The sequence below is a fragment of the Nonomuraea wenchangensis genome, from assembly GCF_900111685.1.
Taxonomy (GTDB): domain Bacteria; phylum Actinomycetota; class Actinomycetes; order Streptosporangiales; family Streptosporangiaceae; genus Nonomuraea; species Nonomuraea wenchangensis.
In genome coordinates, this window is the sequence record NZ_FOHX01000018.1 from 74,283 (window position 1) to 88,508 (window position 14,226).

The following is a 14,226-nucleotide window of genomic DNA, read 5'->3' on the forward strand; positions in this document are numbered from 1 at the left end:
GGGCTAGAGTGTGCCCGGACGCCCGCGACGACGTCAAGGGGTGTCGAGCTTGCCGACGATGTCGAGCCGGTAGAGCGTCTTGGGGCGGCCCCGCTTGTTCGGCTGGGCCATGCCGACCGGCGCGGCCAGCCCGCTCTCGCGCAGCAGCCGCATGATCCGCCGGCCGCTCGGCGCGCTGACCTTCAGCGCCTGCCCGATCTCCTCCGCGCTCGCCGCCGCGCCGAGCAGCCTGCGCTCCAGCCCGACCAGGCGCGACAGCGTGGCCACGCCGAGCCCGGCCCGCCTCGCCAGCTCGCGCAGGCCCGCCTCGTCGGTCTTGAACGCGTAGCGCAGCGGCTCCTCCTCGGCCTGCCCCATGGGGCCGATGACCAGGCCGTCCTCGGTCATCAGGAACCCTGTGTCGCCGCCTTCCTCCATCGCCCGGCGCACCGCCATCTCCGCGTGCCGCACCGAGTCGCGGGCCGACTCGCCGACGCCGAAGCCGACCGCCATGCGCACGCCGAGCCGGGCGCGCACCTCCTCCAGCAGCGGCACGCTCGTCCAGGACCGGGTGATCTCCTCCAGCAGGCCCTTGTGCGCGAACACCAGCACCGACTGGTCGCCGCGCGCCTCCACCCACGCCTCGGCGAAGGCCGGCGCGTCGAAGAACATGCGCAACGTGTTGACCCGCTCGACGCCGGCCTCGTACAGGCCGGACTCCTCCAGCAGGCGGTAGACGGCGGTGGCGAAGCGCAGGTTGGAGTGCCGGGCGGAGACGGCGCGGAGCACGACCTCGTTCATCGCCGACCTGATCGAGGCCACCACGGGCACCGAGCGCAGCACCGGCACGTCCAGCTCCGCCATCAGGCGGGAGTAGACCCGGCTGCGGCCGGTGACCGCGTAGTGGGTGCCGTGCCGCCGCCTGGCCTCCAGGTGGAAGGCGACGATCTCCTCCACCTCCTGGTCCGGCCCGTACGGCAGCACCCGCGTCGCCCGCGGCGGCAGGCCCAGCTCGCGGGCGAACTCCTCGGCCACCTGCTCCTCGAAGGTGTCGACGCTGGCCGGGACCAGCGGCAGGCCCTGCTCGCGGGCGCGCAGCAGGGCGAGCGCCAGATCGATGGGGCCGAGCCGCGCCACCCCGACGGGCATGCCCTCGGGCAGCAGGTGGCGGCACCGGTCGAGGGGCATCGGGCCGGCGAAGAAGACGGCGTCGACCTCCTCCAGCGCCTGGCGCACGGAATCACCGATGCCCGCTTCGTCCTCATAGCGGATCCATCGCGCCTCCACCCCTCCGAGATGGGCGAGCGCCGCCTCGAAGACCTCGGCGCCCTGCACGGGAACGACAATCGCTAGGCGTGTCCTCACATCGGCAGCTTAACCGAAATTAGATCGTAACGAGGGCGGACGGGGTTGCCGGGGCGCGTCCGCTCGCTATATACGTTCTATTTATGAACATGAGGTCGTTCTCTCTCGCCGAGCTGTCCAGCCCGGAGATCGGCCGCGTGGCGGCCTCGGCCGTGCTCGTGCTGCCGGTCGGCGCGGTGGAGCAGCACGGCGCCGGCCTTCCCACGGGCACGGACGCCCTGGTCAGCGCCGAGATCGCGCACCGGGCCGCCGCCCCGCTGACCGGCGTGCCGGTGCTGGTCGCGCCGGTCCTGCCGTACGGCTCCTCGCACCACCACCTGCCGCTGCCCGGGACGCTCTCGCTGCGCAGCCGCACCCTGCTCGCCGTGCTCGGCGATCTGATCGAAAGTGCCGCCGTGGCCGGGTTCCGCAGGATCGTGCTGTTCAACGGGCACGGCGGCAACGACGACCTGATCCGGCAGGCGGCCCGCGACGCCGTGCTCGACCTGCCGATCGCGGTGGGCGCGGCCTCGTACTGGTCGCTCGGCGGCGACCGCCTCGCGGAGCTCGCCCGGGAGGCCGGGATCACGCACGTGCCCGGCCACGCGGGCGCCTTCGAGGCCGCGCTCACGCTCGCCCTCGGCGCCACGCTCCCGGCCGCGTCCTCCTCGGCGCCCTCCTCGGGGCCCGTCGAGCCGCCGCGCGAGCCGGCTTACGGGTTCGCCATGGAGCACGGCTGGATCGCCCGCATGGGAGGGGTCACCGACCCCATCACCCCCGCCACGCGCGAGGTCGGCGAACGCCTCCTGGACCACCTGGTCACCGCGTTCACGGCGTACCTGGAGGCGTTCGCCCGCGACTTCCAGCGTTAGGCGCGACGGTCGTCAGGGGAGCGGCCAGGTGCGCAAGGCGGCGTCGGCCATCTCCTGGAGCTCTGCGCGGCCGACGCCGCTCGCGGCCTGGACGGCGATGCCGAACGCCAAGGTGGTGACGTAGCGGGCCAGCAGCCTCGGATCGCTCTCCGGCGGCAGGTCGCCGTCGTCGACGGCGCGCTGGAACCGTTCGCGGAGGCGGGAGCAGCCGTCGTTGCGCCAGGCGGCCAGTAGATCGCGCACCTCGCGCCCGGCGTCGCTGGCGGCCAGCGCGCCCTGGACGCCGAGGCAACCGTGGGGGTGGGCGGGCCGGGTGGTGGTCCGGACGACGCCGGCCAGGATCGCGGTGGCGACGCCGAGGGCGGTCGGCTCCTCCAGGGCCCGGGCCAGGTAGGCGCTCGGGCCTTCGGTATAGCGCTCCAGGGCCTTGCGGAACAGCTCCTCCTTGTTGCCGAAGGCCGCGTACATGCTCTTGGCGGAGATGCCCATCGCCTCGGTCAGGGTGGCGAGGCTGGCCCCCTCGTAGCCGTGCTCCCAGAAGGCCAGCATGGCGCGTTCGAGAGCTTCGTCGGCGTCGAATCCTCGCGGCCGGCCGATAGGGCCGCTCTGTCTGGTCACCACGCCCCGAAGCCTACCTCTTTTCGCATCGATCGCTGCAGAAGTGCTATGTTCGACTTCTGCAGCGATCGCTGCATAAATTCGAGGAGGTCACTGACATGGGACTGCTTGAGGGCAAGACCGCGCTCGTCACCGGCGGCAACAGCGGGATCGGCCTGGCCAGCGCCGTACGCATGGCGGCCGAGGGCGCGCACGTGTTCATCACCGGCCGGCGCGAGGCCGAGCTCGACGCGGCCGTCGCGGCGATCGGCCCGGCGGCCACGGCCGTGGTCGGCGACATCGCGAACCTGGCCGACCTGGACCGGCTCTACGAGACGATCCGCGACCGGGGGCAGGGCCTGGACGTCCTGTTCGCCAACGCCTCCGTCGCCGAGTTCGTGCCGCTGGAGCAAGTGACCGAGGAGCACTTCGACACCCTCTTCGGCATCAACGTCCGGGGCACGCTGTTCACCGTCCAGAAGGCGCTGCCGCTGCTCAACGACGGCGCCTCGGTGATACTGAACGGCTCCACCAACGCGGACGTCGGCGACACAGCGTTCGGCGTGTACGCCGCGTCCAAGGCCGCCACCCGCTCGTTCGCCCGGACCTGGGCCAACGAGCTCAAGGGACGCGGCATCCGGGTCAACACCATCACCCCCGGCCCGACCGACACCCCCGGACTGTCGGGGCTCGTCGGCAGCCCGGAGGAGGCCGACGGCTTCAAGCGGCAACTGGCCGAGCACGTGCCGCTCGGCCGGCTCGCCCGCCCGGAGGAGATCGCCGCCGCCGTGACCTTCCTCGCCTCCGCGCAGAGCAGCTTCATCACCGGTTCGAGCCTGTACGTCGACGGCGGCCTGAACCAGATCTGATGACAGTGATCGGCATCATCGGGGCGGGCGAGGTCGGCAGCCAGATCGCGCGAGCCGCGATCGCGAACGGCTACGACGTCGTCATCGCCAACTCACGAGGACCTGAGACCCTGCGGGACCTCATCGACGAGCTCGGGCCGAGAGCGCGTGCCGCGACCGCGGCCGGGGCCGCCGCCGCCGGAGACTTCGCCGTCGTCGCGGTCCCGCTCAAGGTCGTCAACGACATGCCCGCGCGGGAGCTGGCCGGGAAGATCGTGCTGGACACGAACAACTACATGGTCTGGCGCGACGGCAACATCCCGGTCGTCGACTCGGGCGAGAAGACCGTTCACGAGCTGCGGCAGGAGCAGCTCCGGGAGTCCAAGGTCGTCAAGGCCTTCACCCACATCCAGGCTCCCCGCATCACCACCGCGGGCAGACCGGCGGGCACCCCCGGCCGCCTGGCGCTGTCGGCCTCCAGCGACTTCCCCGAAGCGGTGGAGCTCGTGACGCGCCTGTACGACCGGTTCGGGTTCGACACCGTCGACAACAGCCCGCTCAGCGAGTCGTGGCGAAGCGCTCCCGGCCAGCCCGCGTGGTTCGCGCACGAGCACCAGACCCGTGCCGAGCTGACCGCCAACCTCGCCAGGGCACGCCGTCCCGGGCAGCGCGAGGTGTCAGCGCCGTAGGTCGCGCCCCGCGACGATCAGCCACAGGTACGGCAGGGGCAGCATCGCCAGCCAGAACAGGTGCGCCTGGGCCCAGTAGCCGAACCCGCAGGTCGGCGGCCAGAGCCGGACCTGCTGCGGCAGCAGGATGGTCGCCAGCACCGTCGCCAGCTGGACCACGACCGCCGCCATGGCGGCCTGCCGTCCCGGCGCGAGCCGTACGGCGGTCGCCGCGGCGGCCAGCGCGATGCCGAGGCAGACGCCCATCTCGATGAGCAGGTCGCCGACCGGGAACAGGGAGCCCTCCGGCAGGCGGGTCAAGATATAGGAGAAGGCCGCCAGCCAGATCGCGATCGCGGCGCCGCCGGGCAGCAGGCAGCGCAGCGCCTGCCGTACCCATCGGGGGACCGCGGCAGCGTCGAGGTCGGCGGACATGGCGTCGACCAGCCCGAAGGCCGCCGCCGCGCCGAGCAGGGTGCCGCAGACGCGCATGAGCACGAGCGCGTCGCCCCCGGGCAGTGGCTCCCCGTGCTCCACCAGGGTCACCAGCCCGGCGGTGAAGGCGGCGACCACGGCCAGAGGCTGCCAGTCGACGGCCCGGGCGAGGGGGCGCACCAGCAGGAGCGCCGAGCGCCGGCGGGACGGCGGCCGGGCGGGGACGGCCGCAGTGGCCTCTGGGCGGGCGGGCAGGGTCACCGGCATGGCGTGGCTCCCATCGGCGCGTCGAACTCGCGTTCCAGGCCGAGCAACGACAGGGCCTGGTCGATCGTGGTGGTGGGCCTGACGAGCGTGTCCCAGCCGGCCCGGACCTTCTCGCGGGCGCCGGGGGAGGCCAGCAGCCGCCTGGCGTAACCGATCTCGGCCGGGCCCCAGTCCAGTCCGGACAGGCGTCCCAGGTCGCGGTCGACGTGGAGCTGCCGCCGGGCCTCGGGAGGGGAGACCTGGCCGACGAGCCAGAGCGCCACCACCGTGCGGGCCTGACCGCGTACGTCACACGGCGCGACGCGGCGGGAGGGGGTGAAGTGCCGGGCGGCCGAGTCGTACAGTCCGGTCGCCCAGAAGGCCACGTCCTCGGCCAGCATCCGGCGCTGGTCGGGATGCCCCCAGCTCATCGGCGGCCGGATCATCCCGTCATTGCCGGTGAAGTTCCAGGCCGAGCTCATCTGCCGCACCTCGGGGGTCCGGGCCCGCAGCGCGGCGGGCAGCGCCGCCACGACCGGCTGGACGGCCTGTTCCCACAGCGGGATCCACGGCTCGTAGCCGGGAAAGGCGCAGTAGGTGAGCCCTTGGCGCCGCGCGCAGCGGTAGGCGTCGGGGCCGAAGTAGCGATCACGTACGCGGGAGTCCACGTGGGCGGCCTCCAGCGTCACGTTCGTGGGGAGCCGCGCCGGCGGCCGGGTGGAGGCCGCGGCGGCCCCCGCGGGCACCGCGACGGCCAGCGCCACCACGACGGCCACGGCGGGCGCCGGCCGTGGCCGATGCCTGAGCAGCGCGATCCCGGCGAAGACGACGGCGGCGGCGAGCACGTACGCCAGGTGGGCCGCCGACGGGCGGTCGGGCCAGTCCGGCCGGTGGTCCTGCATCACCGGCAGCAGCCAGCGGGCCTGCCCGTTCATCGGGTTCGTGTAGATGAGGAAGCCGAGCACGGCCACCACCAGCGGCCCCGCGATCAGCCACCGCGCCCAGCGGCCGACGGCCACGCCCAGCGTCGCGGCGAGGACCGCGGCGGCCACCGCCGTCAGCGGCTCGCACACGTCCAGCCGTCCTCCGGCGGGTCCGCTCAGCAGCCGGATCGCCAGGTAGCCGCCCACGGCCACCGCCGCCGCGAGCCCCGCGACCAGCGGGGTGGCCAGCAGCAGGGCGCGCGTGCGGTGCTCGGCCCGGCCGGGCAGGCCGGCGAGGCTCTCCGGCATGCCGTGCCGCCCGTCGCGGGAGGTGGCCAGGCTCGCCACGATCAGGACCGCCGCGGCCAGGCAGGTGGCCAGCCCGGTGGCGTTGACCGGGTCCATGGTGAGGTCGGGCTGCTGGTCCCGGCTGAGGAAGGTCTGCAGCGCCAGCACCAGGACGGTCGCGCCCCACACGAGCGGGTGCCGCGCCAGCCTGCGCGTCTCGAACAGAAACAGCCGCCGCGTCACGCCGCCTCCCCGAGCAGCATGAGGTAGCCGTCCTCGACGCCGGGCGCCACCGCGTCCGCCGCCGGCGGCGGTGCGCCGAGCGTGCGGTAGCGGCCGTCGGTCGTCCGCCAGAACAGCTCCGACGTGGCGGGCGGCGCGTCCGACAACCACACCCGGCCGTCGGCCACGGCCGCGAGCTCGCCGGGGGTGCCGTCGAAGACCGCCCGGCCGTCCCGCATGACGACCACCCGTTCGCAGAGCGCGGCGACGTCCTCGGTCTGGTGGGTGGACAGCACGACGACGCGGCTCTCGCCGAGCCGCGAGACCAGCGCGCGGAACGCCATCCGCTGCTCCGGGTCCAGGCCCACGGTGGGCTCGTCGAGGATGAGCAGGTCCGGCTCGCCCAGGAGCGCCTGGGCGAGCGCGAGCCGCTGACGCATGCCGCCGGACAGTTTGCGTACCTTCGTACGGGCCTGGTCGGTGAGGTGCACCTCGGCCAGCACCCGGCGCACCTCGGCGTGCCGGTGCTCACGGTCGGTCAGCTCCTTGAGTATCGCCACGTAGTCCACCAGGTCGAAGGCGGTGAAGTGCGGGTAGGCGCCGGGGCTCTGCGGCAGGTAGCCGAGCCTGCGCCGCAGCGCGGTGCGCTGGACGCGGTCGGCCGGGTCCAGGCCGAAGGCGCTCACGGTGCCGCCGTCGGGGGCGAGGGTGGTCGCCAGGCAGCGCAGCAGGGTGGTCTTGCCGGCGCCGTTCGGGCCGAGCAGTCCGGTCACGCCGGCGCCGAGCGTCAGGTCGAGGCCGTCGAGCGCCCGTTTCGCGCCGTAGGTCTTGGTGAGGTGCTTGATCTGGATCATCGTGTGCTCACTTTGTGGAAGCGGTACGTCAGAAGGAGGGCGGCGGCGCCGTACGCGATCTGCGGGGCGGGGCCGAAGACGGCCGGCCAGCCGGCGGCGAGGCCGCCCGCGCCGACGACGGCCAGCCACACCCCGCCCACGGCGAGTGCGGCGACCGGCACCGGCAGCCGGTTCGACAGGGCCAGGCAGCCCGCGGCGGCGGCCAGTGCGGGCAGCAGCCAGGCGGCGCTCAGCCCGGGCGGCGCGGGCAGCAGCGGCGAGGCGAGCCCGGCCAGCACGACCGCCACGGCCAGCACGGCCGTGGCCCGGGTCAGCAGCAGCCGGGGGCCGGACATGGGGGTGGCGGCGACCAGTTCGTGGGCGGGATCGACGCGCGGCCCGTAGGCGAGCGCGATGCCCGCCAGCGGCAGCGTCGGCGCGACGACGAGGAAGGCGGGCAGCAGGTCGGCCTGCGCGCGCGCCGCCAGCACCGCGAACGCCAGCACCGCCACCACCGCGGCCAGCCAGGCCCGGCTCAGCGTCGGCGTCGCCGTCAGCAGCCTGGCCAGGTGGTCGGGCACCCCTTGGTGCCGCAGGAGCCGTTCGGCCAGGCCGGGGCGCGGCGTGATCAGCTCGGTCTCCAGCCGCGCCCAGGAGGCTTCGAGCCAGTCCTCGTCGTACGGCACCGCCGCCCGGCAGCCGGCGCAGCGGCCGAGATGCGCGTCCACGGACATGGCCAGCGCCGGTTCGAGCCGGCCTTCGAGGTAGCGTTCACGCAGGTCGTCGGGGATGTGCCAGTCGCTCATGAAAGTTCCTCGCGCAGCCGGGCCCTGGCCCGCATCGCGCGGGTCTTGACCGTGCCTTCCGGGATGCCCAGGAGGCCGGCGGCCTCCCTGGTGGTGAGGCCGTCGAGGACGGTCGCCTCGATGACGGCGCGCAGCTCGGGGGAGAGCCTGTTCAGCGCCGCGCCGAGGTCGCCGTGCTCCACGCCCAGCAGGACGACGTCCTCGGCGGAGGCGACCGGGGAGTTGTCGTCCGGTTCGATGCCGGAGCCGACCCAGCGCGAGCCGCGGCCGCGCAGGGCGGAGATCAGCCGGCGGACGGCGATCGTCCACAACCAGCCGGCCACGTTGTCGCCCCGGAAGCCGTCCGCCGAACGCCACACGGCCAGGAACGTCTCCTGCAGTGCGTCGTCGACGGCGTCGGCATCGGCGCAGCGCCGGGCCAGCCGGGCGCGCAGCCAGGGGGCGTGGCGCTGGTGGAGGATGCGCAGGGCGGCGGTGCTGCGGGCGGCGACGGCGGCGACGAGGTCGGCGTCGCCGCTCTCCGCGGTGACGTCCGGGGCCGCGCGCCGCCGGAAGGGGAACGGTCTCACGGTGTATCTATCGCACGGCCCGCCCGGTACGGTTCGCCTTGATCGGCTCCAACCTCACAGGACGTATTAACCGGGGGTTCACCGGTCACCCGTACCTTGACGGGCCATGAGCTGGAAGTACAGGGCTAATGCGACACTCGAGGGATTGACCGGTTACACACTCACCCGCGCGGGGAGGCAGCGGGCGGCCGGGCCCCCGAAGCCGCCACCGGCGCCCAAGCCCGCCCCCGAGACGCAGCGGCTGCCCGGTGACATGGTGCGCGAACCGGTGGACCCGGCGCACGACCGGCTGCTGCGCGCGCCCGTCTTCCTGCTGTCGTCGGTGCGGTCCGGCTCGACCCTGCTGCGGGTGATCCTCAACTCGCACAGCGAGATCCACTCGCCCATCGAGACCCATTTCCGGCGCATGACGGTGGGGTTCACCACCGAGCCCGTACGGCAGGCGATGCAGCTGCTCGGCCACACCCACAGCGACGTCGAGCACCTCGTCTGGGACCGGATGCTGCACCGGGAGCTCCAGCGCAGCGGCAAGCCGATCCTGGTGGAGAAGACGCCGAGCAACGTGTTCGTGTGGCAGCGGCTCAGGATGTGCTGGCCGGACGCCAGGTTCGTCTTCCTGTTGCGGCATCCGATGTCGATCGTGCAGTCGTGGCACGAGGCCGACCCCGCCAAGCGGCCCATGACCGAGGCGGTGCCGCGGACGCTCGCGTACATGACCTATCTGCAGGAGGCCCGTACCCACCTGGAGGGTCACACGCTGCGCTACGAGGAGCTGGTCGCGGACCCGGAGGGGACGCTGCGGCCGCTCTGCGCGTTCCTGGGCGTGGAGTGGGAGCCGGGGATGCTCCAGTACGGGGACAAGGATCACGGGGCCTTCGAGAAAGGGGTGGGCGACTGGCGGGACAAGATCAAGAGCGGCACGGTCGTCGCCGGCCGGCCGCTGCCTTCGGCCGACGACCTGCCTCCCGAGCTCAAGGAGATCGCCGAGCTCTGGGACTACTGCTGACGGAAAGCGGCCGGGTGGGCGGTCGCGGTCGGTTCGCGGTCGCGGTCGGTTCGCGGTCGCGGCCCGGTCATCGCCCGGTTCCGTTCCGGGAGAGTCCGCCTGCCGTTCTTCCGCGCTTCGCACGCCGATCACACGCTGGGTCGAAGGTGTCGTGAATGATCACCGCTCCCTCGCGCCGGACCCTCCTGGCCGGCGCGCTCGCCGGCCTGTCCGTCCCCGCCGCCGCCGCGCCGCCCGCGCGGGCGGCGGTCGCGCCCCGGCCCAACTTCCTGATCATCCTCGCCGATGACCTGGGCTGGGGCGAGATCGGCGTCCAGGGGCAGCGGAAGATCGCCACTCCCACGATCGACCGGCTGGCCGCCGAAGGCGTGCGGTTCGCGACCGCCTACTCGGGGGCGCCGCTCTGCGCGCCGTCGCGCTGCTCCCTGCTCACCGGCCTGCACGCCGGGCACTCCACCGTGCGCGAGAACCCGGAGGGCGGCCCGCAGCGCGCGCTGATCGAGGACGACCTGACCTTCGCCGAACTGCTCCAGCTGTCCGGCTACCGCACCGCGTGCATCGGCAAGTGGGGCTTCGGGCCCGAGCTGCCCGGCCAGCCGTCGCACCCGAACGAGCGCGGCTTCGACGAGTTCCTCGGCTACATCACCCACCGCCACGCCCACCAGTACTACCCGCGCTACCTGTGGCACAACGCCGGCAAGATGGCGCTGACCGGCACGACGTACGCGCCCGACCTGTTTCTGCGGCGGGCCGTCGGCTTCATCGAGGAGCCGTCCGACAAGCCGTTCCTGCTCTACTTCCCGACCATCCTGCCGCACTCGCCGAGCGTCGTCCCGGGCGACGCCGGTCAGTACGAGAACAAGCCGTGGACCAGGCCCAACCGGCGCCACGCCGCCCAGGTCACCCTGCTGGACTCGCACGTGGAACAGCTCGTGGCCACGCTGCGCAAGACCGGCAAGGCCGCGAACACGATCGTGCTGTTCATGAGCGACAACGGCCCGCACCGCGAGAAGGGCGTGACGCCCGGCCTGTTCGACTCCAACGGCCCGCTCCGCGCCGACAAGCGTGACCTGTACGAGGGCGGCATCCGGGTGCCGCTGATCGCCTGGTCGCCGAAGCTGCGCCCCCGGGTGGAGACGCGGCCGGTGGCCTACTGGGACGTGCTGCCGACGCTGGCCGACCTGGCCGGGGTGCCGGCGCCCGACGGGATCGACGGCCGCTCGTTCCGCGGCATGCTCAACGGCGGCGACGGGCCCGATCACCACCATCTGGTGTGGAACCGGCCCCGCAAGGCGCAGGCGATCCGCCGCGGGCGGTGGAAGGCGATCAGGTTCGCGCCCGGCATCGCGGGCGCCGGCCCCGGCGGCAGGATCGAGTTGTACGACCTCGGCACCGACCTCGGCGAGCGGAAGGACCTGTCGTCCGACCGGCCGGAGCTGGTGGACGAGCTCATGGAGCTGCTCGACCAGTCGATCGGCCCCGATCCGCGCCGCCCGTACGGGTTGAGGATGACCGCCTCGGGCGACCGGGTCACCGTGACGCTCGTCAACGGCTCGGCCGTCACGTGGCGGAGGGTGCGGCTCGCGCTGCACCTGCCGGGCGGGCGCACGGTGACCTCCCGTCAGGAGGCGGCCGAGCTGGTGCCGGGCGAGGAGATCAGCGCGACCTTCCGGGTCGCCGGGCGCGGGGCGGTCACCGGGCGGGCGTCCTTCCGCACGGGCGGCAGGCGGCACACGTTCCGGCGTACCTATGACCGCCGGCGCAGTCTCGTATGAGCCGGACACGTGCTTCGGTCAGGAGTGTGTCTGTCACCGTACGTGGATCCGGCGCTCTGACCGTGATCTTGCCGCCCCAGGCTGCCTCCGACCTGCGATGATCGGATTGCGTTGATCGCGAGATCGCAGAGAACGGATGCACCTCACAGGCGGTCACCCATGAAACAGACCCCCACCCGTCCCTGGACCGCGTGACTGGAGCACGCGGTCCGGGACGTGGCTTATCGCGTCATGCGGAGGCCGCGTCGGAGTGGACTCCCTGGTCCAGCAGGGCGTTGATCATCTCCTGGAGTTGGTCGCGTCCGACGGCGCCGAGTGCGCCGGTCAGGGCCTGGGCGAGCTTGTCGAACGGGTCGTCCATCGGCAGCTCCGTCACCTTCTCGGCCAGTTCCTCTACGCTCCACAGCCCGTCTTTGTGGATGTGGTCGCCGAGGGACCAGCCGTGGCTTACCGCGACCGTTCCGCCCCGAACCGACAGCACCTGGCCGGTGAGCGGGCAGGTTGCGCCGGCCAGGTAGGCGGCAACAGGCGCGCTGGCGGCCGGGTGCAGCGGGTCGAACCGGCCCGCAGGTGGTTCCTGGGTCATGCCGGGAACTGCGAGAGTGAGGCGGGTGCGGGCCATTGAGGGCGAGATGCAGTTGACCCGCACGCCGTACCGGCCGAGTTCGAGGGCGGCGATGGTGGTCAGCGCCGCGACTCCGGCGTTGCCTGCCGCGTAGGAGACCTGCGCGGGCAGCGGGTTGAGCAGCCCGGAGCCGGAGGAGGTGTTGACGACGGCGCGGTCGACCCGGACTCCTGCATGGAACTGGTCGCGCCAGTGGCGGGCCGCCCAGTGCGTCACCGCGAAGGTGCCCTTGAGCTTGACGGCCAGGACGTCGTCGAAGTCCTCCTCCGACAGGTCGGTCAGGCCCATGTTCCGTTCGATGGTCGCGTTGTTGACCACGACGTGGAGGTCACCGAAGGACTCCAGGGCCGCCTCCACCATGCGGCGGGCGCCCTCCCAGTCGGCGACGCTGTCGGTGCTGGCCACGGCCTGCCCGCCGCGGGCAGTGATCTCTTCGACGACCTTCGCGGCCACGCCGGCGTCGCCGCCCGTGCCGTCGATGCCGACGCCGGGGTCGTTGACGACGACCTTGGCGCCTTCGGCGGCGAAGAACAGCGCCTCCTCCCGCCCGATGCCGCGCCCTGCTCCGGTGATGAGGACGACGCGTCCGTCCAGACTTCCCACGAAGGACTCCTTCTACTAGCTACAGTCTCTGCACTGATTCACAGTATGCATCAATTCAGAAGATGCACTAAACTGCTCTGCGTGGTGGAAAAACACGGACTGCGGGAGCGCAAGAAGCAGCGCACGCGGCAGGCATTGATCGAGGCGGCGGTGCGCCTGTTCGAGGACAAGGACTACGACCACGTGACCGTGGCCGAGATCGCTGACGCCGCGGAGGTGTCCCCCCGCACCTTCTTCCTCCACTTCCAGGCCAAGGAGGATGTGCTCCTGGCCAATGCCGACATGCGCGTCGATCTGGCGCTGCAGGCGATCGCCGAGCGCCGCGCCGGGGAACGGCTACCCGAAGTGCTGGTGCGGGCGATGGACGAGATGATCGCCAACACCTGGGACAGCGACCTCCCCAGCGGGCTCGCGGCACTTCGCGCACGGCTGGCAGCCTCGGTGCCGGCGCTGCAGGCCCGGCTGCTGCAGCGCTACCTCACCGCGCAGGCCGAACTGGCCCAGGCGCTGCAGCGGGCATTCCCCGACAGACTCGACACGATCACCGCCTCCGCCCTGGTCGGCGCGATGGTGGGCGCGACCAGCGCATCCGCACTGACCGCGCTGCAGCGCGGCGACGGACCCAACGAAGTACGCAACGCCATGCGGCAGGCCATGGCCTTGGTGGCGCAATCCGTCACCTGACCCGTCATCCGAGCCATGATTCATCAAGAACCGCGCGATGAGCGGACAAATCTCCTGTGGGCTGGGATTTCGATGTGCCCCTGACGGTCCTCCCCGGGCCCCACGCCGAGGCGGGCGTAGCTGGTCGATCAGGTGTGTGATCCTGACGGTGACGACACCGACGATGAGGATTGACCGGGCCTCACCCGACCGACACGGCCTGGTCGAACAGCATCACCACCTCATCGACCGGGTCCATCGCGGACTGCGTGACCACCGCCGGCTGACCACTCCCCGGTTGGCCCGGTCCCGGTTACCGTGAAGCCATGAACGGGCCCGGCGCGGGGGTGGAGCCATCGCCGCCGCTGGCGCAGTTGACCGTGACCGCGCGGGAGGAAGCCGTGCGGCGGTTTGGGATCTTGCAACCTCACCTGGAAGACGCCATCGCGTTGTCCGAGGTCGCCCACACGGGCAAGATCTCGATACGGACGGCCCGGCGGTGGGCGGCGCGCTACCGCCGGGGTGGCCTGACCGCGTTCGGGCGGCGCTACCTGGACCCCACGCTGGCCGCGTTCGTCGGAGAAGGCGTCGTCATCCGGTACGACCCCCGCGACCTGGCCGAACGCACCACCCTGGTCGACCAGCTGCTCGCCCACCGCACCGGCCTTCCCGCGACCGCCCGCGAGCTCGCCCCACCGGCACCCGCGCGGCGCCGGTTGAAGATCTACACCGAGGAATAGAGGAGCATGGCCCGTGACCACCACGCGCTCCAACCCCAACCGGAAAGCCGTGCGGCGCGGGCCACGCCCCACCCCGCCGATGCAGAACCTGATCTCCACCAAGGAGCACCGCAGGTTCTGCGAGTTCGCCGACACCGTACGCGTCTCCCGCTACATCGGCCTGTGCTCGGCCCCGCCGGCGTCG

15 protein-coding genes are annotated in these 14,226 nt (G+C 72.6%); 7 read left to right on the plus strand and 8 right to left on the minus strand.

The features are described from left to right. Positions 1 to 33 precede the first annotated feature (33 nt). Complete coding sequence (locus BMW85_RS38525; protein ID WP_091091788.1) at positions 34 to 1,314, minus strand: hypothetical protein; 1,281 nt, start codon at positions 1,312 to 1,314, stop codon at positions 34 to 36. 119 nt (positions 1,315 to 1,433) lie between these two features. On the opposite strand from BMW85_RS38525, the gene BMW85_RS38530 reads away from it, so the two are divergent. Continuing rightward, positions 1,434 to 2,195 carry a creatininase family protein gene (locus BMW85_RS38530; RefSeq protein ID WP_177241101.1) on the plus strand — a complete coding sequence of 254 codons (762 nt, stop codon included), beginning with the start codon at positions 1,434 to 1,436 and terminating at the stop codon, positions 2,193 to 2,195. A 12-nt stretch (positions 2,196 to 2,207) separates the two neighbouring features. Here BMW85_RS38530 and BMW85_RS38535 read toward each other — a convergent pair whose 3' ends face one another. After that, on the minus strand, positions 2,208 to 2,816 hold the full coding sequence (locus BMW85_RS38535; RefSeq protein WP_091091792.1) for a TetR/AcrR family transcriptional regulator: 609 nt from the start codon (positions 2,814 to 2,816) through the stop codon (positions 2,208 to 2,210). Between the two features lie 95 nt (positions 2,817 to 2,911). Between BMW85_RS38535 and BMW85_RS38540 the strand changes: the two genes are divergently transcribed. Continuing rightward, complete coding sequence (locus BMW85_RS38540; protein WP_091091795.1) at positions 2,912 to 3,661, plus strand: SDR family oxidoreductase; 750 nt, start codon at positions 2,912 to 2,914, stop codon at positions 3,659 to 3,661. Next, a complete protein-coding gene (locus BMW85_RS38545) occupies positions 3,661 to 4,329 on the plus strand; it encodes an NADPH-dependent F420 reductase (RefSeq protein ID WP_091091797.1) in 669 nt (222 codons plus the stop codon). The genes BMW85_RS38540 and BMW85_RS38545 overlap by 1 nt, the downstream gene beginning before the upstream one ends. Here the strand turns inward: BMW85_RS38545 and BMW85_RS38550 are convergent. The 5 genes from BMW85_RS38550 to BMW85_RS38570 are packed head-to-tail and all read right to left on the minus strand — an operon-like array spanning position 4,318 to position 8,630. Next, complete coding sequence (locus BMW85_RS38550) at positions 4,318 to 5,010, minus strand: hypothetical protein (RefSeq protein WP_091091798.1); 693 nt, start codon at positions 5,008 to 5,010, stop codon at positions 4,318 to 4,320. The genes BMW85_RS38545 and BMW85_RS38550 overlap by 12 nt on opposite strands. Then, complete coding sequence (locus tag BMW85_RS38555; RefSeq protein ID WP_091091801.1) at positions 5,001 to 6,443, minus strand: hypothetical protein; 1,443 nt, start codon at positions 6,441 to 6,443, stop codon at positions 5,001 to 5,003. The genes BMW85_RS38550 and BMW85_RS38555 overlap by 10 nt, the downstream gene beginning before the upstream one ends. Then, positions 6,440 to 7,276 (minus strand): ABC transporter ATP-binding protein, encoded by an 837-nt coding sequence (locus BMW85_RS38560; RefSeq protein WP_091091803.1) that lies wholly within the window; start codon positions 7,274 to 7,276, stop codon positions 6,440 to 6,442. The genes BMW85_RS38555 and BMW85_RS38560 overlap by 4 nt, the downstream gene beginning before the upstream one ends. Then, positions 7,273 to 8,061, minus strand: a complete 789-nt coding sequence (locus tag BMW85_RS38565) for a zf-HC2 domain-containing protein (RefSeq protein ID WP_091091806.1) — start codon at positions 8,059 to 8,061, stop codon at positions 7,273 to 7,275. Before BMW85_RS38565 ends, BMW85_RS38560 begins: the two co-directional genes overlap by 4 nt. Further along, complete coding sequence (locus BMW85_RS38570) at positions 8,058 to 8,630, minus strand: RNA polymerase sigma factor (RefSeq protein ID WP_091091809.1); 573 nt, start codon at positions 8,628 to 8,630, stop codon at positions 8,058 to 8,060. Before BMW85_RS38570 ends, BMW85_RS38565 begins: the two co-directional genes overlap by 4 nt. Positions 8,631 to 8,775: 145 nt before the next feature. Here BMW85_RS38570 and BMW85_RS38575 point away from each other — a divergent pair, with 145 nt between their 5' ends. Then, positions 8,776 to 9,636, plus strand: a complete 861-nt coding sequence (locus tag BMW85_RS38575) for a sulfotransferase family protein (RefSeq protein WP_218156119.1) — start codon at positions 8,776 to 8,778, stop codon at positions 9,634 to 9,636. A gap of 155 nt (positions 9,637 to 9,791) precedes the next feature. Beyond that, the gene (locus tag BMW85_RS38580) at positions 9,792 to 11,411 is read left to right on the plus strand and encodes a sulfatase-like hydrolase/transferase (RefSeq protein ID WP_091091812.1); all 1,620 of its coding nucleotides are present in this window, start codon (positions 9,792 to 9,794) and stop codon (positions 11,409 to 11,411) included. 229 nt (positions 11,412 to 11,640) lie between these two features. Here the strand turns inward: BMW85_RS38580 and BMW85_RS38585 are convergent, their stop codons facing one another. Then, entirely contained in the window at positions 11,641 to 12,639 is a 999-nt protein-coding gene (locus BMW85_RS38585) for an SDR family NAD(P)-dependent oxidoreductase (RefSeq protein WP_091091814.1), read from the minus strand. 81 nt (positions 12,640 to 12,720) lie between these two features. Between BMW85_RS38585 and BMW85_RS38590 the strand changes: the two genes are divergently transcribed. Beyond that, positions 12,721 to 13,323 (plus strand): TetR/AcrR family transcriptional regulator, encoded by a 603-nt coding sequence (locus BMW85_RS38590; protein WP_091091816.1) that lies wholly within the window; start codon positions 12,721 to 12,723, stop codon positions 13,321 to 13,323. Positions 13,324 to 13,628: 305 nt separating this feature from the next. Further along, positions 13,629 to 14,042, plus strand: a complete 414-nt coding sequence (locus BMW85_RS50600; RefSeq protein WP_091091818.1) for a Mu transposase C-terminal domain-containing protein — start codon at positions 13,629 to 13,631, stop codon at positions 14,040 to 14,042. Positions 14,043 to 14,226 lie beyond the last annotated feature (184 nt).